Genomic DNA, 25,493 nt, shown 5'->3' on the forward strand with positions numbered 1-25,493 from the left:
ATTGTAGGGGCGCAGGGCCGTCAGCTAAAGCACTATAGCGCACCGCTATCCACGTATTTTCCGTACAGGGTTCTTTTAGCGAACCCGCGGAATCCATACAATGGCGCCCATACGCCGGCATTCACCCGGCCCGGATTCAGCACAGGAAGCCCACGATGACCCGAACCACCGGAAGCGCCGCCCACAAGGTGTACAACATCGCCCAATGGAGTGATGGCTATATCGACGTGAACGAGCAGGGCGAAGTGCTGATCCGGCCTGAGCGGGGTCACGGCAGCGACAGCGGCACCATCAATCTGCCGGAGCTGACCCGTTCGCTCACCTCCCGTGGCATCCAGCTACCGGTGCTGATCCGTTTCACGGATATCCTTCACGATCGGGTCAACAAACTCTGCGGCGCGTTCAACAGGGTAGCGGACGAACACGGTTACCAGGGCCGCTACACGGCGGTCTATCCCATCAAGGTCAATCAGCAGCGGCGCGTAGTGGAAGAGTTGCTGCGGGCCGAACCGGCAGCCAGCAATCACCAGATCGGCCTTGAGGCCGGCAGCAAACCGGAGCTGATGGCGGTACTGGCGATGTCACGCCAGCCCGGTTCGGTTATCGTGTGCAACGGCTACAAGGACCGCGAGTACATCCGCCTGGCGCTGATCGGACAGAAGCTGGGACACCGGGTGTTCATCGTGGTGGAAAAACAGTCTGAGCTGCCGCTGATTCTGGACGAAGCCCGCAATCTCGGTATCTCCCCACTCATCGGCGTGCGCGCCCGGCTCGCCACTATCGGCAAGGGCAACTGGCAGAATACCGGCGGCGAGAAGTCCAAATTCGGGTTGTCGGCCAGCCAGGTACTGGACGTGGTCAGCACCCTGCGCGAGGCTAATGCACTGGACGCCCTGCAGCTACTGCATTTCCATCTGGGCTCACAGATCGCCAACATTCGCGATATCCAGACCGGTCTGCGGGAGTGCGCACGCTTCTACAGCGAACTGCGTCAGCTCGGGGCGCCCGTTGGCACGGTGGATATCGGCGGCGGGCTGGGAGTTGATTACGAGGGCACACGCTCCCGCAGCAGCTGTTCGATGAACTACAGCGTTCACGAATACGCCTACAACGTCGTTCACGTGCTGCAATCGGAGTGCGACCGTGCCGGCATCCCCCATCCGGATCTGATCAGCGAATCCGGGCGCGCACTGACCGCGCACCACTCGGTGCTGGTCACCAACGTGATTGACCGCGAAGTGCCCGACCACCGCGAACCGATGCCACCGACTGCCGACGCCAGCGCGCCCTTGCTGGATTTGTGGCGGGACCTGGAGAGTCTTCAGGACGAGCAATCACCGCGCTCGCTGGCCGAAATCTATCACGACGTGATGCACGCCATGACCGACGTGCATGCCCAGTTCGCCCATGGCCTGCTGTCGCTGACCGAGAGAGCCAGCGCTGAAACCCTGTACACCAACTGCTGCCGCATTCTGCGATCGAGACTGGACAGCAGCAACCGCGCTCACAGGGAAATCATCGACGAGCTGAATGAAAAGCTGGCGGAGAAGCTGTTCGTCAATTTCTCGCTGTTTCAGTCACTGCCCGATGTCTGGGGTATTGATCAGATCTTTCCGGTCATGCCCATCAACGGGCTGGACCGCCCCCTGTGCCGGCGGGCGGTGATTCAGGACATTACCTGCGATTCCGACGGCCGCATCGATCGCTACGTCGATGGTCAGGGCATCGAAACGACTCTGCCGCTGCCGGAAGAAAAGGCCGGTGACCCGCTGCTAATGGGGTTCTTCATGACCGGTGCCTATCAGGAGATTTTGGGCGATATGCACAACCTGTTCGGTGACACCCATTCGGTAGACGTACATCTTACCGACGCCGGGCATTACACCGTCAGCGATGCCATCCACGGCGATACCGTGGCCAAGGTACTGCGCTATGTGAATTTCGAGCCGGCGGCGCTGCTGCAGTCCTATCAGCACCAGTTCGAGGCCAGTGAACTCGGGACAGAGGAGCAGGAACAGCTGCTTGGCGAACTGAGGAACGGCCTCGAAGGCTACACCTACCTGGAAGAGTGAGGCCTGTCAGCGACCCGGAAGGTGCCGTGCCCGCCATGCGGTGGGCGCCACGCCCTCCCACTTGCGAAAAGCACGGCCAAAATTGGAAGGGTCGCTGTATCCCAGCGTGACGGCGATTTCGTCAATACCCAGTCGCCCACGGCGCAATAGCTCCAGCGCTCGTTTATGCCGGATCCGGTCCAGCAGCACCTGATAGCGGGCACCTTCACTGCTCAGTTGCCGCCGAAGGGTTCGCGGCGACACGCCCAGCTGATCGGCGACCGCCTCCAGCCCCGGCAGGCTGCCACCGCGCACCGACTCCAACACTCGCATCACTCGCGCTGTCACCGACGTGGCCGCATCTATGGATCGCAACTCCTCCTCGCACTGCGCCTCGGCGACACGCCGGGTAACCGGATTGGACAACGAGATCGGCAGATCCAGAAACGATTTGCGAAAACGAAGCTGGTTAACGCCGCAGGCAAAATCGACTCGATCACCGAAAATGGCCCGGTAATCCCGAGCGTGTTCCGGCTCCGGGTAATCCAGCCGGCATACGCCGCTTTCGATCAGCCGGGCACCGAACAGCAACTGGTTGACGTCCATCAGTGACGCCATCACCACCTCGATGTTAAAGCGGTAAAGGTCCTCAACTTCGTGAGCCAGGCTCAGCTGGACCACCGCATCCTCGCCTTCCACGAAAAAATCCAGGTCCATGTACTCGAAACGTATGCGAAAGTATTTGATCAGCACCGACAGTGCCTGCTGCAGGGTGTCGCAACTGATGGCGGCCTGCGACAGTGAACCGTGGGTGGTGAATTTGAGGCGGCGGCCAAACTCCAGACCCAATGCGGAATGACCGCTGCGCCTCAGGGCCTCACGGCATAGCATCGTAAACTGGTCAACCGTGATCAGATTGTCAGGATGGCTCAGCATGGACGGACGAATACCCGCCGACGTCAGCAGTGGCCCTCGTAGAACGTCGTGCTCGCCGGCCAGCTGGCACAGGATGTCAGCGTAATGGGCGCGAATGACCGGCAGAGAGCCGGAAGCTCCGGGAGCGTTCATGACGGGGATGATCTCTGGTTATTATTAATGCTTGAGACTAGTCCGGCTTATTGCCTTGCGCAATCACCCTGCCGACACCCAAAACCCGGCGCCCGTGCAATGTTTGCCGATAACGGCTTTTTGCTGCTGCGGTTGATCCATCCGGATCAGTGTCCCGTACATTTCGTGACTGACAAACCCGCGACGAGTGCATAGAATGATGACTAGAACAAGCTCAAATCATGCAACAGTCAAGGAGCGTCCGGTGTCCACACTGGAGCAGAAACCAGCCCGCGCCGAGGGACGAAAGGACCCTTGGAGCCAAATGCTGGAAAAAGTGGGTAAAAACCAGGATCGCCAGGCGTACCATGCGCTGTTTGAGCATTTTGGGCCGCAGATCAAGTACTACGCCATGGCAAATGGCCTGGCCAGTCACGCCGAAGAGTTGGTGCAGGAAGTCTTTGTATCAATCTGGAGACGTTCCTGCCTGTATGATTGGCGCAAAGCGGCGGCGTCTACCTGGATTTTCACTATCGCGCGGAACCAGCGAATCGATATGTTGCGCAAAATGAAGCGCACCAGCGCCGAAATGCAGGTCGAAACCGAGGACCTGTGGCAGATTCCGGGCGATAATGAGGACGAGCCCGTCACCTCGCTGCACCGTCTGATGTCAGAACGCCGGATTCGGGAGTCGCTGAGCCATCTCCCCGAAGAGCAGATTACGGTTATCGCCAAGGTCTACATGGAGAACAAGTCGCACCAGATGGTGGCAGACGAACTCGACATTCCCCTCGGCACCGTGAAAAGCCGGGTGCGCCTGGCGCTGAACAAACTGAAAGTGATTTTGCAGGATCAGAACGTATGACACGGCACCACCCTGATAGTCTGACGCTGATGGAATACAGCGCCGGCAACCTGACCGAGCCCCATGCTCTTTGCATCCGGCTCCATCTGGACCAGTGCCCGCACTGCTGCAGCCGCGTCGATACGCTCGACAGCCTGGGCGCGGTAATGATGGAGCATCAGCCCAAAGCCGATGTCAGTGAGAGCATGTTTGACCGCATCCTTTCCCGCATCGACAGCGACGTCGAGAAGAATGACGTCGTGAGGCGGGACGTTCACAGGATGAGTCCGCTGCAGAAACTGCTGGGCGAAGATCTGGACAGCCTGCCGTGGAAGCGGCAACTGGGGGATGTGAGTGTTCTCGACATTTCTGAACGCTTTCCGGGCCAGAGCGAGCAGGTCGTTCTGCAGAAACTGGCCGCGGGCGGCAAGGCGCCGGCTCACACCCACCGCGGTGAAGAGACCACCATCGTCCTGCAGGGAGCGTTTGCGGATCAGAAGGGCGTGTTCAATCAGTGGGACTTCGTGGTTCTCAACGATCAGGACGAACACAAGCCAGTCGCTGTCGGTTGCGAAGACTGCATCACCCTGTCTGTGCTGAGCGCCCCGGTGAAGCTCACCGGCACGTTCACCCGCATGCTCAATCCGTTCATTCGCTGAAGCAAGCGTGCATCCCGGGGCCCTGGTCGGCCCCGGCATTCCTTACCAGGGCAGTTCTGCCCCATCCCAGTTATAGAAGCAGCCGTTGCCACTCTCATCCAGCGCGTCCATGACCGCCAGTATGTTTGTCGCCGTCTGCCCTGCACTGTGCACTTCCAGTTGCGCCAGTGAGGCCGCGAAAGGCTCGCTCAGGGCAGATCGTGTGGTGCCCGGATGCACTGCCACACAGGCCACCGGCTTGCAGCGGCGGGGCAGCTCGACCGACAGCGTCTTTACCAGCATGTTCAGTGCGGCTTTCGAGCTGCGGTAGGCGTACCAGCCACCGAAGCGGTTGTCAGAGATGGATCCGACTTTGGCGGAGATCGCGACCACACGCTTGAAGCGGCGATGCTTCAGCCAGGGCATGAGCGCCCGGATCAGCAACGCGAAACTGGCGGCATTGACCTGAAACGCCTGCACCAGTGCATCACCCTCCAGATCCTCCACCCGCTTTTCGGGGAACATGCCTGCACCGTGCAGGATACCTGCCGCAAAGACCACATCGTCGAGGCCTTCCGCAGCAGCGAGCATGCCCACGAGACTGGCGGCCACATTTTCAGCGGCCCCGGGACGAGCTGCATCCCAGTCCAGCAGGCTAACCCTGGGCGATTGCGCAATCGCCTCTGGCACCTTTCCCGGGCTGCGGCACAGCCCGATAACGCGCACCGAGGGGTCCCGCTCAAGCAGCTCCAGAGCTATACCGCTGCCTATGGCTCCGGAAATCCCCGCTATCAGCACCTTCCGCATAACTACCCTCCCCACTTGCTGGCCACGATTGATCCAAACGATAGAGATCATACGAATTCTTTGCGCATCAGACTGCCCCGGCAGTGAACCGGCAGATTCAAACACCCGTATGAACACAAGCATTAACCGTAACCACTGTGCGCCCCACAACCGGGCGTGCGGAAGTGCATAACGACACGCGTTGAGTTGAGGAGAGAAGTCCATGCAATACCAGGCTCCGGCGAATGACCTTCGCTTTCTGTTGTTTGACGTGTTGGGTGCCGATCGGCTCCACGAACTGGAAAAATACGCCGACGCAACACCCGACCTGATTTCCGCTGTTATCGACGAAGCCGGCAAACTGGCCGCTGAGGTGATCCAGCCCACCAACCAGATTGGTGACCGGGAAGGCTGCCACTACGATCCTGAGAGCCACGCTGTCAAGACTCCGGAGGGTTTCAAGGAGGCGTACCGGAAGTTCGTTGAGGGCGGCTGGACCGCTTTGGACGCTCCTCTCGAGTTTGGCGGCCAGGGGCTGCCCCACACCCTGAAATTCGTGGTGGACGAAATGGTGTGCTCCACCAACCTGTCGCTCGGTATGTACCCGGGCCTGACCCACGGCGCCATCAGCGCCCTGCACGCCCACGGCTCCGACGAGTTGAAGCAGACCTACCTGGAAAAGCTGATCTCTGGCGAGTGGACCGGCACCATGTGTCTGACCGAGCCCCAGTGCGGTACTGATCTGGGCCTGATCCGCACCCGCGCCACGCCCAACGACGACGGCAGCTACGCCATCGAAGGCACCAAGATCTGGATCACCGGCGGCGAACACGACCTGACCGACAATATTGTGCACCTGGTTCTGGCCAAGCTGCCCGGCGCGCCCGACACCACCAAGGGCATTTCCCTGTTTGTGGTACCCAAGGTACTGCCGGATTCCGGTGAGAGAAACCCCGCATTCTGCGGCGGCCTTGAGCACAAGATGGGCATCAAGGGCTCTGCCACCTGCGTGATGAATTTCGAGGGTGCCAAAGGCTGGCTGGTTGGCGAGCCCAATAAAGGCATGCGATCGATGTTCACCATGATGAACGAAGCCCGCCTGATGGTGGGCATGCAGGGTCTGGGGCTGGCCGAGATGGCTTACCAGGAAAGCCTGGGCTTCGCTCGTGAGCGCTTGCAGAGCCGCTCCCTGAGCGGTCCGAAAAACGCCGACGGCCCGGCCGACCCGATCATTGTGCATCCGGACGTGCGGCGCATGCTGATGCGGCAGAAAGTCCTGAACGAAGGCATGCGTGCTCTGGCGCTGTTCACCGGCCACCAGCTTGACCTGTCGGTAGCCCATCCGGACGAAGCCGTTCGTGAATCTGCAGACGACCTGGTGCAGTTGCTGACCCCGGTTGTTAAAGCCTTCCTGACGGACGAAGGTGCCAACAACGCCAACACCGGCCTTCAGGTTTTGGGCGGCTCCGGTTTCACCACTGATTGGCCGCTGGAGCAGCTGGTTCGGGATGGCCGTATCGCGCGCATCTACGAAGGCACCAACGGCATCCAGGCAATGGACCTGGTAGGCCGTAAATTGAGCCTCAAGGGTGGCCAGTTGGTACGCACGCTGTTCGGTGTGTTGACGGATTACCTGAAAGACAACGCTGATGCGCCCCACCGGGAAGAGCTCAAGGGTGCCATGAAGGCACTCGAGACCGCTACGCTTTGGCTGGCCACTAACGCCCCGAAAGACCCGGAACAGGCTGGAGCGGCAGCAACGCCTTACCTGCGCCTGATGGCACTGACGGTGGTCGGCTACATGTGGTCACGCATGGCCAACGTTGCCAAGCAGCAACTCGAGGCCGGCGAAGGCAATACGCCTCTGCTGCAGAGCAAGTTGGTGTCGGCGCGTTACTACTTCGAAAAACTGCTGCCGGAAGTACAGTGGCTGTTGTCTGACATCGAAAGCGGCAAGGACGCCATGATGGCGTTCGAGGATGACCACTGGGCCGCCTGAGGGACACCCGGCCGAGCTATGGCCGGAAATGACCGAGCATTGTCAGGTTCTGACCTTCCGCCAACGGCGCCGGAACCCGATAATGGCTAGGTTGATTAGTGTCTCTGAACTAGTCCTGTTCAGCTCCCCGTCGGGCTGAACAACTTGCTTGTAAGCCACGCTCTGCGTGGCTTTTTTTTATGCCCTCCTCCCATTGCGTTACAATCCCGGTCTTTGCCTGACACCGGAGCCCCCCATGAGCCCAACCGGCGACACCCCGGACACTGATGACTACCGTTTCCGTTTTGGCGGCATTGAGCGCCTGTATGGCCGCCGTGCGCTGGATGCCTTTCGCCAGTCCCATGTGGCCATCGTCGGGCTTGGCGGTGTCGGCTCCTGGGCCGCAGAAGCGCTGGCGCGCTCCGGCGTCGGCACGCTGACCCTGATCGATATGGACGACATCTGTGTCTCGAACACCAACCGCCAGCTGCATGCGCTGGAAGGACAGTACGGGCGCACCAAGACCGACGCCATGGCCCAGCGGTTGCAGGCAATCAATCCCCACGCAGACATTCGCATCCACTTCGGTTTCCTGACCACCGGGAACGCGGCCGATCTGATCACCGCAGACATCACCGGTGTGGTCGATGCCATCGACAGCGTGAAGTCCAAAGCCGCCCTGATTGCCCACTGCCAGCGACGCAAGATTCCGATTGTCTGTGCCGGTGGGGCCGGGGGCCAGATGGACCCCAGCCAGATCCGCGTGGGCGATCTCAGCAAAACCATCCAGGATCCGTTGTTGGCCAAGGTTCGCAACATGCTGCGTCGTGACTACGGTTTCTCCCGCAACCCCAAGCGCCGTTTCGGCATCGAGGCCGTATACTCGCTGGAGCAGCTGACGTATCCTGCCGGTGATGGCGAGGTCTGCCTCCAGAAACCGGTAACGGAAGGACCGGTTCGCCTGGATTGCGCATCCGGGTTTGGTGCGGCCAGTCCGGTGACCGCCAGTTTCGGTTTCTTTGCGGCCGCACGGGTACTCAACCGTATTGCCAGACGTACCACTCTCTAACTCAATGGATCTGACATCACCATGCCACTGAGCACTGTCCTGCTACTTGCCAGCATTGGCGTCCTGTCTCTGTTCTGTCAGTGGCTGGCGTGGCGGGTCAAAATGCCTGCCATCCTGTTTCTGCTGGCGGGCGGCATCGCCGCGGGCCCCCTGTTCGGCTTCCTGGCCCCGGAGGCGGTGTTCGGGGATCTGCTGTTTCCGCTGATCTCCCTGTCAGTTGCCATTATCCTGTTTGAAGGCAGCCTGACCCTGCGCTACGAGGAAATCCGCGGCCACGGCAAGATGGTCCGCAACCTGATTCCGGTGGGGTCAGTGGTCACCTGCCTGATCGGCACGCTGGCGGCACGCTGGATGCTGGGCGTATCCTGGGAGGTTGCCCTGCTGTTCGGTGCCATTTCCATTGTAACCGGCCCCACGGTCATCGCGCCTTTGCTCCGATCGGTGCGTCCCGACGCCAAGCTTGCCAATATTCTTCGCTGGGAAGGCATCATCATTGATCCGGTCGGGGCACTGCTGGCGGTACTGGTGTTCGAAGGCATCGTGTCCTGGGGCCAGGGCAACGTTTTCGGGCATTCTCTCTACATCTTCGGCAAGACCCTGGCAGTGGGCTTTTTCATCGGCGCCGTGGCCGGCTACCTGAACGGGCTGGTGCTGCGTAAACACCTGGTGCCTCAGTATCTGCATAATGCCGGCACGCTCACATTCATGCTGGGCGTCTACGCCATCTCCAACGAGCTTGCCCATGAGTCAGGGCTACTGACGGTGACGGTGATGGGGATCTGGATGGCTAACATGAAGCAGGTGCCCATTGACGACATCCTCGAGTTCAAGGAATCCCTCAGCGTACTGCTGATTTCGGCGTTGTTCATCATTCTGGCGGCACGGGTCGAGTTTGCCGCCATCGCCGAACTTGGCTGGGGCCTGGTTGGTGTGCTGGCGGTACTGATGCTGGTCGCCCGGCCCGCCAGTATTTTTCTGTCATCCATCGGTACCAGCCTGCATTGGCGCGACAAGCTGTTCCTGAGCTGGATCGCTCCACGGGGCATCGTGGCAGCGGCGGTTTCCGCGCTGTTTGCCTTCCAGCTGCAGAAACTCGGTTACGAGAGCGCGGGCGCCCTGGTTCCACTGATATTCATGCTGATCATTGCCACAGTCACCCTCCAGAGCCTGACCGCCAGGCCGCTGGCACGGCTGCTCAAGGTGGCCGAGCCGGCGGAATTCGGCTTCCTCATTCTGGGCGCCAACCCGGTGGCACGGAAAATTGCCGTGGCCCTGAAAAAATACGAGGTGCCGGTAACCGTGGCCGATACCAACTGGGAGAATATCCGGCAAGCGCGCATGGAAAACCTGAATGTCTACTTTGGTAACCCGGTGTCGGAGCACGCCTCCACCCACCTGGACCTGACCGGCATCGGCAATCTGCTGGTCATATCGCCCTACAAGCACATGAACTCGCTGGCCACTTACCACTTTCTGGATTGGTTCGGAAAAGACTCGGTGTTTACCCTGGCCGAAGGCGACCCCGACCAGAAGGCACGGCATCAAACCGCTGAAAAGATCCAGATGACCCGCGGCCTGTTCGATGGCGTCAGCTACGCCAAGCTGGCGAGCCTGGCCAGCCAGGGTTACACCGTGAAAACCACCCAGCTTAGTGACGAGTTCACCTACGACGATTTTCTGGAGAAGTATCAGCATCAGGCGCTGGTGCTGTTCGTGTTCGACGGCAAGGGGCGGGTTGCACCGGTACTGGACAAAGACGATGTCGAGCCGGAAACCAACTGGGCACTGATCAGCCTGGTGCCACCCCAGCCACCGAAAGAACGCCGTGAGAAAGACGAGCGGGAAGCAGACAGCGAAGGCAGCCCAAGGCCCTAGCGGCAGTCCAGCACCAGCTTGCCGCGCACATGACCGCCCTCAAGCAGTTCATGGGCCTCGGCCACCGCGTGCAGCGGGAAGGCACGCTCGATGTGCACCTTGACGTCGCCGTCCTCGATCAGCTCGGCAATCTCGTCGAGGTGGAACACATCCGGGCGTACGGTCATGCCATGGGCCCGCAGGCCCAGTTCCTCAGCCGCACTGATGATTTCATCCGCCGTCACCGTGGGGATGGTCACCAGAACGCCGTGCTCACCAAGTGTGTGGAGGGAGCGTTTGCCGGTCTCGCCGCCAATCAGATCCAGCACCACATCGAGGCCATAACACTCTTCAGCCACGTCTGTGGTGCGGTAGTCAATCACTTCATGAACACCCAGCTCCGCGAGAAAATCACGGTTGCCAGCGGAGGCGGTTGCCACCACATGGGCGCCCCGCTCGAGTGCGAACTGCACGGCAAAATGCCCGACACCGCCGGCGCCGGCGTGAACCAGTATTTTCTGCCCGGATTCCAGCTTCGCCACTTCAAACAACGCCTGCCAGGCCGTCAGGGCCGCCAGCGGCAGCGCACCGGCGGTGACCAGGTCCAGCTCCTCTGGCACAATCGCCACCTCATCCGCCGCGGCAATGGCATACTGGGCGTAGGCTCCACCGGCGGCGGGAAAGCCGATCATACCCATCACCCGGTCTCCGGCCGCCAGGGTGGTCACGTCCTCAGCCACCGCCACCACTTCACCGGCCACGTCGTATCCAGGTGTCCAGGGCAGGCGGTCTTCAATCTGCCGCGCCGCAAAACCCAGCCCCTTGCGAGTTTTCCAGTCGATGGGGTTCAATCCGGCACCGTGCACGCGGATCAATACCTGCCCGGCGCCCGGTCGGGGAACCTCTGAGCGCACCACCTGCAGCACGTCCCGTTCCCCGAAGTGCGCATAAGCAACACAGGACATGGCGGTTTCGGCGTTCTGATCAACGGTCGTTTCCATGGCACTCTCCGGACAGCGGGCTGGCAACAGGCAAGGGGCCTGTGTTTTTTCAGATTAGCAGAAGTTCAGATTGTGGCGCGCATCAATCGCACGCTCAACCGGATGTGAGTCCCGGCGCACCGGTCACAACGGCGGCACCAAGAATGTCGGCGAACGCTTTTGGCGCCCGCGATGGCCGCTGTGATTTGAGATCGACGCAGGCGTGGGTGGAGGTGGCCCGGACCAGAGTCTTGCCATCTGCCGGACGCACCAGCTGGAACTGACGCGACGACCGGAAACGGCCATCATAACCGGTCAGCCAGGTGGCCAGAACCAGTTGGTCTCCGGTGTTGGCCGCGGCCAGGTAATCGATCTCGGTGCGGGTAATGGCCATCGCCTTGCCGGTTTCCTCGTGCAGCGCCCAGGTCATTCCGAGACTCTCGATGTGCGCCCAACTGACGTCCTCCAGCCACCGCACATACACCACATTGTTGGCGTGGCCGAGGCGGTCGGTATCTTCCGCCCTGACCTCAATCTCGATGGTGAACGGCGACGGCAGGTCCCACTCAATGCGGTCAGCGTGCGCGGTCATTCCTGGCTCTCTCCCAGATCCGGTATGGCCCGCAACGGTAGCCGGCCAATACGGTCGTTGTGAAGTGAACCAAAGTATAAATGACCATCGTGGGGATTCACCGAGGTGATCTCCTGCAGGTGCGTACCCCGGGTGTCGTGCAGGCTGGTGATCACGTTGCCGCTGGCATCGAACGCCAGTACCAGCCCGTACTCCTCGGGCTTCGGCTGGAAGCCGTCCGGCAGCTTGGCCACCAGATCCTTGAGCCAGGGCTTGCGGTGCATGGCATCCACCTGCGGGTTGCGCAGCGTCGGAAAGGCCACCCAATAGCGGCCCGCCTCGTCGACCGCCAGATTATCAGGGAAACCGGGCAGGTTGTCGGCAAAGACTTCGGCCTGGCCCGCCTTGGGGCCACTGATCCAATACCGCAGAATGCGATATTTCCAGGTCTCGTTGACCAGGACGTAGTTGCCCTCGGGTGACACTGCTACACCGTTGGCGAAGTGCAGGTTCCGCACCAGGGTTTCGGTGCGGCCGGTGTCCGGATCGTACCTCAGCAAACGCCCATGGGGGCGCATCTCCAAAAGATCCAGCACATAATCCGGCTGTTCAAATCGGGAACTGGCGTCGGAAAAGTAGATGCGGCCATCGGGGGCAATGTCCACATCATCGGTGAAGCGGAACGGCAAGCCTTCGGACTCCAGCGCCAGCGTTGTCATGGTCTTGTCCGGCGCGATGGACACCAGGCCTTTCCAGGCGTCCGCAACGATCAGATTCCCCCCGGCGTCAAACACCAGGCCCAGCGGCCGCCCCCCCGTGTCCAGCCAGTTCTCCACACGGCCGTCCGGCCATACCCGGACAATCTTGCCGTCCTGGGTGCCACTGTAAACAACACCATCAGGACTGACCGTGGTGTCTTCCGGACCATACACCTGCCCTTGTGCCAGCAGATCTGCCAGTTTCAGACGCTCGTTGGGCGCCAGCTTACCGGTCAGCGCCGGTGGCGGTGGCGCCTCCCAGGCTTTACTGTCGACGGGCGACGGCGCCAGCAAAAAGCTCCCGAGCAGTAAAAATACGATCAGCAACAGCCCCAAAAACCACTTCATAACAGATGTCCGTTCCAACGATGACGTTTGCCTAACCTTAACAGAGACCTGCCCCGGTCTACATCGCCACCAGGGCCCGATTCACGCTTTCAGGAATCGCCGGCACAGCGCCGCAAACGTATCGGCCTTCTCCGCGTGCAGCCAGTGGCCGGTGCCCTCGATGATGCGTAGCTCAGCCGCTGGAAACAGGCGACGGATCTCATCCCGATGCTTTTCCTGGATGTAGGCCGACTCGGCGCCTTTGAGGAACAGCACCGGTCCCTCGAACGGGCCGTCGCCCTGCGGCGCTAGAGCCAGCTTGGGGTAACAGGCTTCAATCACCGGCAGATTCAGCCGCCAGCGATACGCGCCTGCGCTCTCCTCACCGGCGGGCACCCGCTCGAGGTTCTTCAACAGGAACTGGCGCACCGGTAGCAATTCCACATACGCCGCCAGAGCCTTGTCGGCCTCTTGCCGGGAATGAACGGCCGCCGGGTCAAGAGCGCTCAGACCTTCGAGAACGGCATCGTGCCGGGGCGGGTAACTGACTGGTGCTATGTCCGCCACGATCAGCCGGTCAACACGCTGCGGCGCACGGAGCGCCACCTGCATGGCGGTTTTGCCACCCATGGAGTGACCAAGAAGGGCGGCGTGTTCCAGACCCGCCGCGTCCATATAGGCGATCACATCGTCCGCCATGGCCGGATAGTCCATGGCGTCGACATGGGGTGAGTTGCCATGGTTACGCTGGTCAAGGGCATGGATCTGCCACTCGTCCTCCAGCCGCCGGGCGATGCCTCCGAGATTCTCCAGAGACCCGAACAGGCCGTGCAGCAGAATCAATGGCGGACCGTCGCCGGTGATACGGTGGTTGAGTTCAACGCTCATAGGCCAGGGGCTCCGGGGTCGGTATTGTTAACGGGAATCAGTCGGATACATTACCATCGATCACCGCAGGGGCAAGACAGAGGCGTGGAAACGAAGAGGCAGACGGGCACAAAAAAACCGGGGATGGCCCCGGTTAAAGGTCAGTAGCTTACAAGTCGTTTGATCAGCAGTAATACATGCTGTTCAGGTATTCCGCCAGCGCGGCGCAGTTGCGACGCTCAAGCTCGGAATGGGGTACGAAGATTTCACGATCCATATTACACCTCCTCAATATTGGTGGGCCGATTGCTCCAACCTGACGGGTTAATGCTATCGTTACTGGCATGGCACACCTTTGACAGGCTGTCCCAACCGCTTGACATTTTGTACCAGCCATCATGACAAGCCGTTAACAACAGGAAGCTATACACGTGAACGCACTGCCGGCTGACACTCCCAACATGCCCAACACGCCTCTGGTTGCGGCCTCCAGCATCCTGGCGCTGGTGCATTATCTGGACTGCCGGGGCGTGCTGAACCGGGATCAGGTCGAACGCATCACCGGCACCACGCTGGACGCCCTGAAAGATCCAGATCTCAGGGTGCCGGCGGAATATCATTACCGGCTCTGGGAATACGCCGAACAGGTCACCGGTGACCCCGCCGTTGGCCTGCACGCTGGGCAGGTTGTGGATCCGGAACGGATGGGGCTGGTCGGGCACGTGTTCTTCAACTGCGACACCCTTGGCGAGGCCGTGACCCAGTATGTGCGGCTGCACCGGCTGATCAACGAGTCGGTCACCCTGAGCTTCGAGCAGACCGGTGATCTGGCCGTACTGGCCTGGCAACCGGACCATCCGGGCCACTATTGCCGCCAGGATATGGACCGCACGCTCGCCGCTGCTCTCAGTCGCACCCGGCATTTCATCCACCCGGCGATTACAGCCCAGTGGGCCGAAATCGCCCACCCCGAAACTTCGTACGCCGGGGAATACGCCACCCTGCTCGGTGGTCCGGTGACGTTCAACCACGCCACCACACGACTGGCGTTCAGCAGTCGCCACCTGAGCCACGCCATCCCCCATCGCAATCCCTATGTGTATTCCGCCGTGTTGAAGCAGGTCAACGGCGTACTGGCACGGCTGCAGACCCGGCGCACTTTCGGGCGCAAGATCCGCCGGCTGATCTCGCGGCAGATGGCCACCGACCGCATTGACGCGGACACTCTGGCGCGCCAGTGCCATATGAGCCGGCAAACCCTGTACCGTCGCCTCAAAAAGGAGGGCGTCAGCTTCCATGAACTGGTGGAGCAGGTGCGCAAGGACAAAGCGCTGCGCTATGTGGCCGCCGATCATTACGCCCTGGGTGAAATCGCGTTCTTGCTGGGGTTCTCCGAGCTCAGCGCCTTCAGCCGTGCCTTCAAACGCTGGACCGGACGGGCGCCGGCCCAGTACCGTGCCCACCACCTCGCCGGTGAAGCCGGCCCGATCCGGGACTGACAATGCCGGAAATCACGTTCATCGCCATTGCCCTTGGCCTTCTGTACGCATCCGCCTTTGCCTGTATTGTTCGCATTCTGCTGTCTTACCGGACCGCTCAGGGTGCCCTGGCCTGGATCATCGGACTGGTCGCCGTGCCCTATCTGGCGGTACCGATGTTCCTGCTGTTCGGGCGCAACCGTTTTGGTGGCTATGTCCGCGCACGACGGATGGGAGATGCCGCCCTGACCAACCTGCTTAACCGCTTCGAAAAGCAGACCACCTCCATTTCCCTCCCCGGCCATGAGCACTTCAGCGACGAATTGCAGGTGCTGTGCAAGCTTGGCCGGCAGCCGTTTACCAGCAACAACCGATGCGCCCTGCTGCGCGACGGCGAAGCCACCTTCGACGCGGTGTTCGAAGCCATGGAAGACGCCCGGCGCTATATCCTGCTGGAGTTCTACATCGTGCGCTCCGACAAGGTGGGACAGCGCATCAAATCGATCCTCAAGCGCAAGCTCGCGGAGGGCGTTGAAGTCTGGTTTCTGTATGACGACATCGGCAGCGTCGGGCTGCCCCGCAAGTACCTCACGGAACTCGCCGACGCCGGCGCGCGGGTGGCGTCGTTCGGGGATGGCAACATCCGCCGCCGACGCTTCCAGATCAACTTCCGCAATCACCGTAAACTGCTGGTCTGCGACGGCCACACCGGCTTTGTCGGCGGCATCAATCTGGGGGACGAATACCTTGGCACTGCCATGGACCAGGAGCCGTGGCGCGACACTCATTGCCAGATCAGCGGGCCGGCGGTGACCGGACTGCAGCTGGCGTGGCTGGAAGACTGGAACTGGGCCAGCAGCGAATTCCCGGAGCTGAGCTGGGAACCTGACATCACGCCTGATAGCGACCAGGAAGTGCTGATTCTGCCCACCGGTCCCGCCGATACCTATGAGACCTGCGCGCTGTTCTTCCTTAACTGCATTAACAACGCCCGCGAGCGGATCTGGATCGCGTCGCCGTATTTCGTGCCGGACTTCCAGATCATGAATGCACTGCAGCTGGCCGCACTGCGCGGGGTGGATGTGCGTATTATCATTCCGGAAAAGTCCGACAACTGGCTGATCAAGATCGCGGCCTATTCGTATCTGGTGCAGGCCTGTCAGGCCGGCGTCGGCATCTACCGTTACCAGCCCGGCTTCATGCACCAGAAAGTCATTCTGGTGGACAATCGCTACGCCGCCGTGGGTACGGCCAATATGGACAACCGCTCCATGCGGCTGAATTTCGAGATCACCGCGATCAATACCTCCGAGGCGTTTGTGGCCGATGTGGCCACCATGCTCGAGGAAGACCTGGCCAATACCCGGCTGATGACCGAGCGGGATTACCAGGACCGGTCGATCGCCTTCCGCCTCGGCTGCCGGGCGGTGCGGTTACTGGCACCGCTGCTCTGACCCCAGGGCGGCCGTTTTCCCGACCGCGAGAATGTGAGAGTATGCAGATTATTCCGAGCCCGGCACGCAGTAACGAAGCAGGATCATGACCACATTCAAGCCCCGAGAAACACTGACCGAACAGGTCGCCCGCCACATCGAAAACCTCATAGCTTTCGGTCAGCTGAGATCCGGCGAACGGATTTACGAGAGCGCCATGGCCAAGCAGATGGACGTCAGTCACGGGTCGATCCGCGAGGGTCTGCTGTTGCTGGAAAAGCGTCATCTGGTTCGCAATGTGCCCCGCAAAGGCGCCTTTGTGACCCTGCTGGACGAGTATTTCGTGCGCAGCCTGTACGAGATTCTGGAGCTGTACCTGACCCACACCGGCCGCAAACTGGCCTGCCAGTGGCAACCGGAGGACATGGCAAAACTGGAATCACTTTACGGGCGCATGAAAGACTGCTATCGCCGCAATGACCTGACAGGCTTTCTGGAGCTCGGCATCGAATACACCCAGGCGTCGCTCGCCTACGCCGACAACTACTTTATCGTCTCGGCCATTGAGAATCTCTGGCCCTCCGCCAGACGCTGCGCGTTCGTGGCGTTTCAGAGCGGCGGCAACCGGGTGCTGGAAGACAATCTGGCGCATATGGAAGAATCGATCAAGGCCATCAAGGACCGGGACGAAGAGCGCCTTGCCCGGATTCTTGAGCGCTTTGCCCAACAGCAGTGCCGTCAGGTACTGGATGCCCTGGCGGACACCAAGGCCCGGCGCGGCGCCTGAGCCACAGCACTCTGGCCGGCGCTCAGTAAAACAGCTGGGTGAAGGAAAACCCGATGTTCAGGTACGCCGTCCAGTTATCTTCGTTGTTGTAGGCGGTGGCCAGCTGCACCGGCCCCAGAATGGTGTCCACGCCAGCGAATACGCTGTAGGACCTGACCGTGTTGTTCCAGCTGGCATCGTCGAACGATTCCCAGGCGTTGCCGGTCTCGATACCTGCGCCGGCAAACCAGGGCACGAATGGGCCACCAAATTCCTGGCTGGCAAACACCGATACCATGGCCGCATTCTCCCCGGTAATCTCACCCGGCGCATAAGCCGACAACCGACGGAAACCGCCCAGTCTGACCGTATTTTCGATGCCCGGTTCACCGCGGGTGACGGCGTGGGCGTACGCCAGACCGGTCAGGGTAAAGCCCTGCCAGCTCCCGGTGCCCAGCCCCATGCCAGTCACCGAGTCGAAATAGCGGTCCGAACCCAGTCTTTCGCGCTCCATCCGGCCGCGAATGCCGGCGAAGCCACCGGACTGGGGGTGAAAGATGTCGTCCAGCGAGTCATGAACCAGCTGCAGGCTTAGTCCGCCCTGATGAATCGAACCGGACGGTGCCTCGGCGTCACCCACCTGCTCATCCACAGTGGCATAGCCTCGGTAATAGCCCAGTCGCACGTCGCCGTTGCCACCCAGTTCCATACCCAGAGCCAGATCCAGTTGGCGGAACGTCACGTCGACCTCGGCAACGCGTTCACCCTCGCCATCGAACACGCTGAAGGTATCCCGGGTGTATTCCACTCCGGTCGTCAGGAATCGCTGGTAGCCGAAATCCAGCGGCTGAAACCACTCAGTGCGCACGTAAGGCTCGGTGCCCAGTTGCAGGCCGGTCTGCCATTCGCCACCGAGCGCGTTGAGTTCCGTGACCCGCAGGGCAGCGCCCACATTGAAGCGGGTTTCACTGTCGAAGTTGTCTTCGTAATTCAACCCGAACGCCAGATACCCCGGCCCCCAGGATTTTTCCTGGACCTGAACTGTCAACACCGTGCCCCCCGCCGATGGAGACAGGGAATAGGATACGGTTTCGTAATAGCCCAGTCCGTAGATCCGCTTGAGATCCTCCTCCAGCACCTCCACGTCGAGTGCCTCGCCGGTCTGTTGCCGGATGCGCGAGCGCAGGAATTCCCCGGCGAGCTTTGAATCCTGCTCCACCTGGACGCGGACAATCTCACCGGGTGAATAGGCGCTGTCGTTGATGCGGGCGCGAAACTGCTCCCAGCGCGGTTTGTCGACGCTGAGGTGGCGTAGTTCGCGAGCATGATTGCGGGTCGACGTGGCCCCCAACTCGAACAGGATGGGTGCATCGTAGAAATCAGCGGAAGAACGGCCCTCCAGGTCGGGGCGAATCAACACATCGCCGTCCTCAAGCCGGTCGAGCTGATACTCGGTGTTCATTCGCGTCATCATGGTGGTGAGCTGACCCACCACCGAGAAGGCCTCCTGCAGGTCTTCGGCTTTCAGCAACGGATCGGTGATGTCCACCACGATGACAATGTCGGCGCCCATGTCGCGTGCCACGGTCACGGGCAGGTTGTTGGCAACACCACCGTCAACCAGCAAGCGGCCCTCACGCTTCACCGGCGCATAAACCCCGGGAATGCTCATGCTGGCGCGAATGGCCTCGGACAGATTGCCATTGCCCAACACCACCTGTTCGCCGGTTTCCAGATCGGTGGCAACCGCGCGGAATGGGATCGCCAGCTCGTCGAAATCTTCCACCAGTGCGGCGTTACGGGTGAGCTCATTGAGGATAAAACCGAGGTTCTGACCGGCAATGATGCCGCCACCCAGGTGAAGCCCATCCCAGCGCACGCCAATGCCGGGCACCACGGGGAAACGCCAGTCCTCCTGTTTGCGTCGCACCGGCTTATAGGCACGACCGGGGTCATCCTGAAAGCTGGACACCCAGTCCAGATCAATGAACCGCTGCTCGATCTCTTCCACCGGCATGCCGCTGGCGTATAGCGCACCGACCGCGGAGCCGGCGCTGGTGCCGACCACCAGATCGACCGGAATGCGCATCTCCTCCAGCACCCGCAGCACACCGACATGGGCCATGCCCTTGGCGCCACCGCCACTGAGTACAAGGCCCACGGTTGGGCGATCTTCGTAAGGCCGGTCAGCAGCGGTTGCCGCGACAACGGGAAGTGTGAGCGCCGGGCAAAAAGCGGCCAGCAGCCAAACTACAATCCTGAACAAGGGGAAGTTCCTGAAGTCAGTTCACTGGTTGCCGCGGGGTTCCTCGTCGGCCAGTGACAGGTGAGACACGTCCGGCACCATGGGCGGCGGAAGATCACGCTCGACGCCCAGATCCGTACCCGCAGGCGCCAGCGTCCAGTCGTCGAGATGCTGAAACATGGGGGCTTCCACATCGTGGTGTTCCGCGAGGGTGACCCCGACCGGATCAAGCGACAGCCCGGATCCCGCCAGTATGGTGTCCACCTTGTCGCCAGCCACCGGCAACCGGTCTCCGGGCTCGACGGCAGGCGCGTCTGCGCTGGAAGCAGCAGTGCTTTGTGCGGGTGACCCGGGTGGCGGGGATGGCCGGGCCGGAGTCTGCGGCGCAGGTTTCCGTTCAGCGGCCTCCGGCCCCGAGGGCGACGAACCGGGCATCGGCTGTACATAGGCCCGCATGCCATGCTTTGCCAGCACCGCACGGTACTTCAGGGCCTGATCTTCTTCCAGCCTGTTCCGGATGACCACCGGCTGGCCACTGAACATGCGCTCGATCTGCTCGACGCTGGCCTTGAACAACGTTCGTGCGCTGGCCCGGGCGGCGGCGGGGTCAGCCCCGGGCGCGCATTCTCCCTTGAACACAAGCTGAAACATGTCACTGCCTCTCACTGAATCGATATACCACCATGATAGTTGATCCATCACAGCCGGGGAAACCTGCGGCGCGTTGCGCATTTTTCATACAAACTGAAAACAATTGAAAAATCATCATTACATCCGGCGCAAACTTCTTCAGACTCTGCAATAATCTTTGTAACGTTCAGTTACATTATGTCGGATAACACCGGGCAGACACCAGGGAGTGGCCCCCATGCGCAAACCGTCCTTTGTCTTCGCTGTCGCTCTCGTGTCGGTTTTCGCGGCCCGGCCGGCGCTTGCGGAAAACCTGGACGTGCTGATGAGCAATGTATTCAACAGCGAGCAGGCCACCTACATCGGCTTTGAGAGTGTCGAACGGGAAGATATCCCAACGTCGGCCCTGGTCGACCGCAAGTACCTGATTGTGGATTTCCGGCTCCATTCCGAGCCGGCGGAGGATCAACTGCAGGCCAGCGTCCACAAGGTGTGTATGGCCCTGCTGAAGGATCGGGACCTGATTCGCACTCTCTCGGATTCCGGTTACGACATGATCTCTGTGGCGTTCGACCGCCGCTCCCAGTTCGACTGCCTCTGATGTCTCCAGCGGTTACTGTTCCCGACCCAACAAACGGGGGAAGGCCTCCAGTGCACTGTTTACTGCGTCGAGGTTGAACGCCTCCACGTCAGCCAACAGTTTCTCCCCGTAGCCGGTGACCGATTGCGATCGGAATCGCTGCCCCCATGCCACAACACGACCGGCAAAATCCCGCATTTGCTCCGGATCCCCGCTTTCCCGCACGGTTTGCCACTCGTCACCGAAATCCCGCGCCAGCTGGTCCTGCAGCCAGCCACGCTCCTGCATGCTGAGGGTCTGGGCCAGCAGGCGTTCTGCCTCTTCCGGGGCGCCGTCGTCCTCGGCCTGCTCCCCGGTGGCGTCTACCCTCGGTAACGTCACCGTAAAGGTGGAGCCCTGCTGCGGCTGGCTCTCAACCACCAGCTCACCGCCCATCATACGGGCCAGCTTGCGGCTGATGGCCAATCCCAGCCCGGTGCCGCCATAGCGACGGCTGCTTTGCCCCTCCTGCTGCTCGAAGGCATCGAAGATCCGCTCCAGCTGATCCGGCTGAATACCGATGCCGGTGTCACGGACGGTCACCGCCAGCTGGTAAAGCTTGCGACTGTCGTCGGTGGCAGCGGCTCCTGACTTGCCATTCTTCACCGGCGTCGCGGTGGCCCGCACCGTAACACCACCCTCGTGGGTGAACTTGATGGCATTGCCCACCAGATTGAACAGCACCTGACGAAGACGGGTTTCGTCCAGCATCATCGAGGCGGGCATTTTCGAGTTCACACTGACCTCCAGGGTGATGCCCTGCTCGCGAGCGCGCAGGTCAAAGATATGTCGCACATCCCCCAGCAACCGACGCAAGGATACTGCGGTGTAGTCCAGCCGCATCTTGCCGGCCTCGATGCGGGAAAGGTCAAGAATGTCGTTGATCAGCATCAGCAGGCTGCGGCTGCCGGCCCGGATCGCATCCAGATAATTACGTTGCTGCGGATCCTTCACGCTGTCGCTCAGCAGGTCGCTGTACCCGATGACCGCATTCATCGGGGTGCGAATTTCATGGGACATATTGGCCAGGAATTCGCTTTTCGCGAGGCTGGCGGCTTCCGCTTCCCGGGCCAGCCGTTCGGCTTCCAGCTTGGCCGCACGGAGCTCGTCCTCGCTGCGGCGCAGCGCATTTTCCGAGCGTATACGCTCATCCACTTCCCGCGACAGCTTGCGGTTCCAGTACAGGAAGATCAGCACCACCACCAGGGCAATACCCACCACCCGGCGCACCACGGTGTAGTCGGTCTCCTGCTCGATATCCAGGTGAATCCAGCGGTTGTAGATGGACTCCGATTCCGCCGCATCGATGCTGCCCAGGGCCTTGTTGAGTATGCGCTGCAGTTCCGGCCGGTCCCTGCGCACCGCCAGGCTCAGCTCGTACTGGTACGGGGTAATGCTGGTGATGCGCAGATTCGACAGCCCGAGGCGGGCGACGGTGTAACTGACCGCGGGGATGTGGGTCACCATGACATCCAGGTCGCCATTGGACAGGGCCAGCAGACCATCCTCGACCGAAACCATAGGGTAAAGGTCCAGATCCGGGTGGCTGATCAGCAGGTAATCGTGGGCCGCGTGGCGGTTTACCACCCCCACGCGCTCCGAGCGCAGCTCTCGCAAATCGCCGATAAAGCGGCCGTCGTCACGGATTACCAGCGCTATAGGTACGGTCAGGTAGGCCCGGGTGAACAGAAAATCCTCACTGCGGCGCGGCGTCTTGCTGAACGCAGGCAGTATGTCGATCTCCCCGGCCTGCAGACGCTCCTCGGCGGCCAGAATGTCGGGAATCTGTTCGCGCTGGAATCGCACATTGAGCTGGGTTTCAAGGCGCGTCACCAGGTCCGGCACCAGCCCTGCCGGACGGCCGTCCTGAATGAATTCAAAAGGCGGCCAGTCTGCACGGAATGCCACCTTGAGATCCGGATGGCTCTTGAGCCAGTTCTGCTCTTTCGCGGACAGATTGATGCCGTCGTCCCTTACCTCTGGCATATCCGTCTGCAACCAGGACTGGCGGATGGTCCGGTGTTCGTTGTGGCTGATGGCATTGACCGCCTGATCCAGCACCCGCTTCAGGCGTTCGTTATCGGCATCGACCTCCAGCATCACATCCACGGGCTGCTGATCCAGCAGCAATGCCAGGCCGATGCCATTGATCATCGCCGACTGCAGGTAATCGGAAACCACCGGCAGCGGCCCGACAAAGCCGTCGGCCTGACCGGACAGCACCATACTCACCGCTTCGCTAATGCTGGCAACCGGCACCGGCGTAAAGTTCTCCACCGGGTCCAGCAGCGTGTACTGGTTGGCATCCTCGGCAATCAGTGCAACGCGGCTGCCTTCAAGGTCGGACAACTTGCGGATACCGGCATCGCCGGCACTGACAAACACACCGTAGGTCAGGCTCATCAGCGCCTCCACGGTGTCACGGCCTGCGGGATCCCGTTGCTGCGCGCTGCGGGCGACGACGCGGGCATCCAGCTCGCCGCGGGCCAGTTGCCGGTCAATCTCGCCATGACCGCCCGCCACGGGCGTAATGGCGACACCCAGTTTGTCCGAAAGCCGCGCCAGATAATCGATGTAGATACCCGCCAACACACCGTTCCCGGTATCGAACATCAGCGGGATCTGGCCACCGGCTACACCCACCCGGAAACCCTCCTGCTCTGCCACCCAGACCAGGTCTTCGACGCCCAGCACCGGTGCCGGCGAGAGTTGCGGCGGGTCAGCCAGCAACGGCCCGGCGAACTGGCAGCACAGCAACGTCAACAACCCCCGTAACACAGCCTTCACTGGATATCCTCAACGGTTCCGCTAAAGTTCAGGAGACAATGCATGCCATTGTCCCCGATTTCATTCAAGCACTGCACAGCGTATGGAGGTGACGGCCATGGACACCAGCAAACACACATTCACCACCCTCTTCGAGCAACTCGGCATGGCATCGGACGACGCCGCCATTGAAGAATTCATCACCCGGCATTCACCACTCCCCACCGAAATTGCGCTTCAGGACGCGCCCTTCTGGTCGGAAAGTCAGGCACAGTTTCTTGAAGAGGGACTGGAAGACGACTCGGACTGGGCCGAAATCATTGACGAACTGGATGCGCGGATGCGGCACTGAGTCAGCCCCTGGCCGAGGCCAGCCGGACCTGATTCCGGCCACCATCCTTGGCCGCATAAAGCGCGCGGTCTGCGCGATCAAATACCGCCTCTTCCGTGTCGCCATCACCGAATTCGGCTACCCCCGCCGAGAACGTGACGGTAACCGGCTCTCCCCGGAAGTGGAACGGCAACTGAGCAATGTGTCCCCGCATCTCGTTCAGTACACCCTCTGCGGCGGCGCAAGGCGTCTCCGGTAGCAACAGCACGAACTCCTCACCGCCGAAGCGGGCAATAAAGTCGGTATTGCGCAGACGGTCCCGCAACTCCCGGGCAACCAACTGCAACACACGGTCACCGGCTATGTGACCGTAAGAATCGTTCACCCGCTTGAACAGATCAATATCCAGCACCGCGATGGTCAACGGGTGGCGGTAACGCTGCCATCGGTTGTACTCGAAGGCCAGCCGCTCCTGCCAGGCCTCCCGGTTGGGCAGTTGAGTCAGCAGATCAATCAGGGCGCGAGCCCGCTCCTCGCGGATACGTTCCTGCATCTTCTCGGAATTGGCCTCGACCGCCGCCAGCTTTTCCTGCATGGCTTCGAGCTGGTGCGACAGGTTCTTCTCCCGTTCCGACTCCTGCTCACGGAACCGCCGCACCGCGCCGCCAATGGACTGCAGATGCCGGGTCACCGACTGTTTCAGCCCGGCGAGTTCGTGGCTGGACTGAACCTGATGACCGATCTGCGCCAGCTCCTGCTGGATTTCCCGGTCAAGCTCGACGGAGGCATCCAGCCGGCCCGCCTGCGCAGATGACTGATCCTGAAAATGCTGACGCAGGGATTGCAGACGTTCATCCAGACGCTTGAGAAACGCCTCGAAATCGCGCTGGCCCCGGGTCACCGCGGCGATGACCAGCTCTGCCACACGATTCAACCCTTCCCGCAGCTCTTCCCAGTCCTCACTCTTCAGCAACGATTGCTGCAATTGCCGCGCTTCGGCGTCCGCGCCGGGTTCCAGCGTCACTTGTTGCAGCAACTGACCGAGCAACTGACCAACACGCCGGGCAATGCGCAGTCGCTGCTGGTTGTTGCCCAGATCGTTGTCATCGCCTGCGGCGGCAGCAGGTTGCGGCGGGGCAGCGGAGATTGGACTGGAGACTGGCGTGGAGAGCGCAGCCGAGGAGGCCACTGCGGGTTCATCCAGCAGGGCAATCTGGCGGTCAATCTGATCCTGGAGTGTCCGCCATTTGACCAGATCCAGCGAGTCCTTGCGCAAATCCTTGCGCAGTTCGTTCAGAAGAAGGTCAAGTTCCGCCGCCTGACCCTCTGAGGCCAGACAGGTACGCACCAGCATGCGCTGGAGAGAGGTCTTCTCGGCTTCCCATTGTATTACGCGACCTTGTAACATGTTACTCTAGTTTAACCTATTGAATCTATTCGTTTATATGCCATGTG

General features: G+C 61.0%; 21 protein-coding genes. 11 read left to right on the forward strand and 10 right to left on the reverse strand.

All coding sequences use genetic code 11. The annotated features are described in order from the left end of the window. Window positions 1-155: 155 nt before the first annotated feature. Window positions 156-2,072 carry a biosynthetic arginine decarboxylase gene (gene speA, locus MLC70_RS14705; RefSeq protein WP_248185050.1) on the forward strand — a complete coding sequence of 639 codons (1,917 nt, stop codon included), beginning with the start codon at window positions 156-158 and terminating at the stop codon, window positions 2,070-2,072. A gap of 6 nt (window positions 2,073-2,078) precedes the next feature. Here the strand turns inward: speA and MLC70_RS14710 are convergent, their stop codons facing one another. After that, window positions 2,079-3,119 carry an AraC family transcriptional regulator gene (locus tag MLC70_RS14710; RefSeq protein WP_248185052.1) on the reverse strand — a complete coding sequence of 347 codons (1,041 nt, stop codon included), beginning with the start codon at window positions 3,117-3,119 and terminating at the stop codon, window positions 2,079-2,081. A 244-nt stretch (window positions 3,120-3,363) separates the two neighbouring features. Between MLC70_RS14710 and MLC70_RS14715 the strand changes: the two genes are divergently transcribed. Beyond that, on the forward strand, window positions 3,364-3,963 hold the full coding sequence (locus MLC70_RS14715) for a sigma-70 family RNA polymerase sigma factor (RefSeq protein WP_248185054.1): 600 nt from the start codon (window positions 3,364-3,366) through the stop codon (window positions 3,961-3,963). Continuing rightward, window positions 3,960-4,601 (forward strand): ChrR family anti-sigma-E factor, encoded by a 642-nt coding sequence (locus tag MLC70_RS14720; protein WP_248185055.1) that lies wholly within the window; start codon window positions 3,960-3,962, stop codon window positions 4,599-4,601. Before MLC70_RS14715 ends, MLC70_RS14720 begins: the two co-directional genes overlap by 4 nt. 42 nt (window positions 4,602-4,643) lie before the next feature. Here the strand turns inward: MLC70_RS14720 and MLC70_RS14725 are convergent, their stop codons facing one another. Next, complete coding sequence (locus MLC70_RS14725) at window positions 4,644-5,387, reverse strand: SDR family NAD(P)-dependent oxidoreductase (RefSeq protein ID WP_248185057.1); 744 nt, start codon at window positions 5,385-5,387, stop codon at window positions 4,644-4,646. 202 nt (window positions 5,388-5,589) lie between these two features. On the opposite strand from MLC70_RS14725, the gene MLC70_RS14730 reads away from it, so the two are divergent. From MLC70_RS14730 to MLC70_RS14740, 3 genes are all read left to right on the forward strand, one after another. Next, on the forward strand, window positions 5,590-7,365 hold the full coding sequence (locus MLC70_RS14730; RefSeq protein WP_248185060.1) for an acyl-CoA dehydrogenase C-terminal domain-containing protein: 1,776 nt from the start codon (window positions 5,590-5,592) through the stop codon (window positions 7,363-7,365). A 235-nt stretch (window positions 7,366-7,600) separates the two neighbouring features. Continuing rightward, window positions 7,601-8,413: a tRNA cyclic N6-threonylcarbamoyladenosine(37) synthase TcdA gene (gene tcdA, locus MLC70_RS14735; protein ID WP_248185062.1), complete on the forward strand. Its 813-nt coding sequence runs from the start codon at window positions 7,601-7,603 to the stop codon at window positions 8,411-8,413. Window positions 8,414-8,434: 21 nt separating this feature from the next. Then, window positions 8,435-10,288 (forward strand): cation:proton antiporter, encoded by a 1,854-nt coding sequence (locus MLC70_RS14740; RefSeq protein WP_248185063.1) that lies wholly within the window; start codon window positions 8,435-8,437, stop codon window positions 10,286-10,288. Here MLC70_RS14740 and MLC70_RS14745 read toward each other — a convergent pair. The 4 genes from MLC70_RS14745 to MLC70_RS14760 form a co-directional block, all read right to left on the reverse strand. After that, on the reverse strand, window positions 10,285-11,268 hold the full coding sequence (locus MLC70_RS14745) for an NADP-dependent oxidoreductase (protein ID WP_248185065.1): 984 nt from the start codon (window positions 11,266-11,268) through the stop codon (window positions 10,285-10,287). The two genes, MLC70_RS14740 and MLC70_RS14745, sit on opposite strands and share 4 nt — an antisense overlap. Before the next feature lie 94 nt (window positions 11,269-11,362). Then, complete coding sequence (locus MLC70_RS14750; RefSeq protein ID WP_248185067.1) at window positions 11,363-11,839, reverse strand: acyl-CoA thioesterase; 477 nt, start codon at window positions 11,837-11,839, stop codon at window positions 11,363-11,365. Beyond that, on the reverse strand, window positions 11,836-12,924 hold the full coding sequence (locus MLC70_RS14755; RefSeq protein ID WP_248185070.1) for an SMP-30/gluconolactonase/LRE family protein: 1,089 nt from the start codon (window positions 12,922-12,924) through the stop codon (window positions 11,836-11,838). The genes MLC70_RS14750 and MLC70_RS14755 overlap by 4 nt, the downstream gene beginning before the upstream one ends. Window positions 12,925-13,005: 81 nt before the next feature. Further along, window positions 13,006-13,791, reverse strand: a complete 786-nt coding sequence (locus MLC70_RS14760) for an alpha/beta fold hydrolase (protein ID WP_248185071.1) — start codon at window positions 13,789-13,791, stop codon at window positions 13,006-13,008. A 440-nt stretch (window positions 13,792-14,231) separates the two neighbouring features. Here MLC70_RS14760 and MLC70_RS14765 point away from each other — a divergent pair, with 440 nt between their 5' ends. The 3 genes from MLC70_RS14765 (at window position 14,232) to MLC70_RS14775 (ending at window position 17,468) form a co-directional block, all read left to right on the forward strand. Beyond that, window positions 14,232-15,269: an AraC family transcriptional regulator gene (locus tag MLC70_RS14765; RefSeq protein ID WP_248185088.1), complete on the forward strand. Its 1,038-nt coding sequence runs from the start codon at window positions 14,232-14,234 to the stop codon at window positions 15,267-15,269. A gap of 2 nt (window positions 15,270-15,271) precedes the next feature. After that, window positions 15,272-16,702 carry a cardiolipin synthase gene (gene cls / locus MLC70_RS14770; protein ID WP_248185073.1) on the forward strand — a complete coding sequence of 477 codons (1,431 nt, stop codon included), beginning with the start codon at window positions 15,272-15,274 and terminating at the stop codon, window positions 16,700-16,702. A gap of 85 nt (window positions 16,703-16,787) precedes the next feature. After that, window positions 16,788-17,468 (forward strand): GntR family transcriptional regulator, encoded by a 681-nt coding sequence (locus tag MLC70_RS14775; RefSeq protein ID WP_248185075.1) that lies wholly within the window; start codon window positions 16,788-16,790, stop codon window positions 17,466-17,468. A 22-nt stretch (window positions 17,469-17,490) separates the two neighbouring features. Here MLC70_RS14775 and MLC70_RS18580 read toward each other — a convergent pair whose 3' ends face one another. Continuing rightward, window positions 17,491-19,572 (reverse strand): patatin-like phospholipase family protein, encoded by a 2,082-nt coding sequence (locus MLC70_RS18580; protein ID WP_427902112.1) that lies wholly within the window; start codon window positions 19,570-19,572, stop codon window positions 17,491-17,493. A gap of 162 nt (window positions 19,573-19,734) precedes the next feature. Then, window positions 19,735-20,343, reverse strand: a complete 609-nt coding sequence (locus MLC70_RS14790) for a hypothetical protein (RefSeq protein ID WP_248185077.1) — start codon at window positions 20,341-20,343, stop codon at window positions 19,735-19,737. A 304-nt stretch (window positions 20,344-20,647) separates the two neighbouring features. Here MLC70_RS14790 and MLC70_RS14795 point away from each other — a divergent pair, with 304 nt between their 5' ends. Next, a complete protein-coding gene (locus MLC70_RS14795; protein WP_410797648.1) occupies window positions 20,648-20,923 on the forward strand; it encodes a hypothetical protein in 276 nt (91 codons plus the stop codon). Window positions 20,924-20,935: 12 nt separating this feature from the next. Here MLC70_RS14795 and MLC70_RS14800 read toward each other — a convergent pair whose 3' ends face one another. Next, on the reverse strand, window positions 20,936-23,728 hold the full coding sequence (locus tag MLC70_RS14800) for an ATP-binding protein (RefSeq protein ID WP_427902111.1): 2,793 nt from the start codon (window positions 23,726-23,728) through the stop codon (window positions 20,936-20,938). Window positions 23,729-23,825: 97 nt separating this feature from the next. On the opposite strand from MLC70_RS14800, the gene MLC70_RS14805 reads away from it, so the two are divergent. Beyond that, window positions 23,826-24,059 (forward strand): DUF2789 domain-containing protein, encoded by a 234-nt coding sequence (locus MLC70_RS14805; protein ID WP_248185081.1) that lies wholly within the window; start codon window positions 23,826-23,828, stop codon window positions 24,057-24,059. A gap of 1 nt (window position 24,060) precedes the next feature. On the opposite strand, the gene MLC70_RS14810 is transcribed toward MLC70_RS14805, so the two are convergent. Continuing rightward, window positions 24,061-25,446 carry a GGDEF domain-containing protein gene (locus MLC70_RS14810; protein ID WP_248185083.1) on the reverse strand — a complete coding sequence of 462 codons (1,386 nt, stop codon included), beginning with the start codon at window positions 25,444-25,446 and terminating at the stop codon, window positions 24,061-24,063. Between the last annotated feature and the right edge of the window lie 47 nt (window positions 25,447-25,493).

This window comes from Marinobacter goseongensis (assembly GCF_023156235.1).
Lineage (GTDB): Bacteria > Pseudomonadota > Gammaproteobacteria > Pseudomonadales > Oleiphilaceae > Marinobacter > Marinobacter goseongensis.